The 2167-nt window shown below is 60.4% G+C and carries 2 protein-coding genes and 1 pseudogene; 1 reads left to right on the forward strand and 2 read right to left on the reverse strand.

Annotation, left to right across the window (positions count from 1 at the left end; all coding sequences use genetic code 11):
* A pseudogene (locus BSP239C_RS21240) lies at positions 1-110 on the forward strand (IS5/IS1182 family transposase); the annotation flags it as partial.
* A gap of 47 nt (positions 111-157) precedes the next feature.
* Here the strand turns inward: BSP239C_RS21240 and BSP239C_RS20260 are convergent.
* Entirely contained in the window at positions 158-769 is a 612-nt protein-coding gene (locus BSP239C_RS20260) for a recombinase family protein (RefSeq protein ID WP_009885485.1), read from the reverse strand.
* A gap of 173 nt (positions 770-942) precedes the next feature.
* The gene (locus tag BSP239C_RS20265) at positions 943-1926 is read right to left on the reverse strand and encodes a zinc-dependent alcohol dehydrogenase family protein (protein ID WP_101575094.1); all 984 of its coding nucleotides are present in this window, start codon (positions 1924-1926) and stop codon (positions 943-945) included.
* Between the last annotated feature and the right edge of the window lie 241 nt (positions 1927-2167).

Genomic DNA, 2167 nt, shown 5'->3' on the forward strand with positions numbered 1-2167 from the left:
TTGCCTACGTCAAGCAATGGCGGGGGTTAGCGACGAGATACGACAAGCTCGCCATCACCTATCGAGCGGCCGTCGTGATCAGCGCGATCCTGACATGGCTCCGCCAATAAAGGAGACATGCCCTAGCTGAAGCAACGGGAAGAATGGGCAAGGGACTTCACCCGGTAGGGGAGTAGGCTCCTGAGCCTTTGAGTGCGTTGTAGAGCGTCTGGCGGGAGACCTCATAGCGGCGGGCGACCTCTGCTATGGAGATCCCCATGTCGACCATCGCCCGGCAGGCTTGCACGTCCTTGTCGGTGAGCTTGCGCTGATAGACGCCTTGAGCCTTCGCCAGCTCGATCCCTTCCCGCTGGCGCTCGAGGATCCGTGCGCGCTCGAACTGGGCCATGCCCGACAGAAACGTAAGAAACAGTTCCTGCATGGGGGAGCTGCCATCTTTGGAGACGGTGATGTTCTCCGAGACGAAGGTGACCGTGCAGCCCTTCCCGGTCAGTGTGTCGACGAGAGAGTAGAGATCTCGGGCGTCTCGTCCGAGGCGATCCAGCGAGGCCACACGGATATGGTCGCCTTCGCGGGCGTAGTCGATGAGCTTGTTCAGGCCCGCGCGATTGGCGCGTGATTTCCCGCTGAGCTTGTCCTCGAACGTCTTATCGCACCAACCGATGATCTCGTATTGCCGGCCAGGGTTCTGATCGGCGCTGCTGACGCGCACGTAGCCGAGGGTCTGTCCGAACACGGTATCTGAGGGGTTCTCGGAGTCGGTAGGCATATGTGTCCAATCGCTGGAATCGCAACCCGTTTGACAGCATCCTTCCGGCCTAGAATGTCAGTTTCAGAAGTCGTTTGCACAGATTTCAGAAGCCGCCTTCACTGGATGAACTTCAACTCAGAAGTGGCCTGTACACAAGCCCGCGAGACGAAAAGGCCCCACCTAGGAATCGGTCAGGGGCGCAGAAGCACCTTACCCTGGGATCCCTGGCTCAACGACAGGGCTAGCCCTTCGGCTATGTCGTCCAACGGCAGCTCCTCCTGTATCCGCGTTCGGATGACCCCTTCCCGCACGAGATTGAAGACCTGGGTGAAGGCGGAGACCAACTGTGCCCTTTTGGCGCTGTGGACCCATTCGCGCAATCGGAAGTAGTGAATATTGAGGTCGGGCCGGTCCTGCCGCAGTTTGGGCGACAGTGGTTGGCCGGACAGCAAGCCGTAGTGCACAAACGTTCCCCCGCGGCTCAAGGACTGTGCCAGGTCGATGCCTTCACCGCCGCCCACGCAGTCGAACGCGAGGTCGAGGCTTCCTGTCCCCGTAAAAGCATGGAGCTCTTCGCGCCAGCTGCCAATGGAAGTGTCAATCACGTGAGCCCAGCAGCTGCCGGCTTCTTCATTCCTCGGGTGGCGCATGAGCCCGATGGTACGGATACCCCGCTGAGTGAGCAGATGCCCGAGGGTGCGGGCGATGGCGGAACCGGCGGCGTTAACGACTGCGGTATGTATTCCGGGCGAGCTGGCGTGGAGGTCGATCATCCTGATGGCTGTCAGTGGATTAATGTAGGCGGTGGCCGCATCCGTATCACTGATGTCGTCGGGGACCGGGATGCACCAGGCCAGGGGGCAAGGCTTCACGCTCTGCCAACCGCCAGCTGCTCCGATCGGTAACACCCTTTGGCCGAGGAGCGCCGGATCGTTGTCGGGGTGGACGGTCTCGATGGTCCCGACTCCCTCAAAGCCGGGGATGAAGGGAAGTGTCGTCCGGGACGGGTAGGCCCCCGAGACCGGTATGAGGTCTGAGGGGTTGATGGGGGAGGCAATCATCCGCACGGCCGCGGCACCTTGTTCCAGTTCTGCAGGGGCAAGGGACTCTAGCTGGAGAACTTCTGGCGGAGGGCCGAAACGGTGGGCGATGACGCCTTGGTTGGAGTGCTGCATATGTAGGTGACCTTTCGACGCAGACTAAGGACGTGCACGGGGACGCGTGAACTAACCGACTGTGGTTGCCCTGGCCTTTGAAGCTGGAATGCTAACTCTCTGTTCTAGAGCCGCCTAGGGCGTGTCTCCTTTATTGACCATTCCAGGACTGGCACGGTGGAGACGTGACTACACAGCAACGACACCGAGTCTTCACTGATGAGCAGTGGGAGAAGATCGAACCACTTCTGCCCTCAAACGT

Origin of the sequence: Brevibacterium sp. 239c (assembly GCF_900169365.1) — a bacterium.
Lineage (GTDB): Bacteria > Actinomycetota > Actinomycetes > Actinomycetales > Brevibacteriaceae > Brevibacterium.

Excerpts from the sequence above, each read along its gene's own strand:
- BSP239C_RS20260 (WP_009885485.1), bottom strand. The coding sequence starts at position 769 with ATGCCTACCGACTCCGAGAACCCCTCAGATACCGTGTTCGGACAGACC.
- BSP239C_RS20265 (WP_101575094.1), bottom strand. The coding sequence starts at position 1,926 with ATGCAGCACTCCAACCAAGGCGTCATCGCCCACCGTTTCGGCCCTCCG.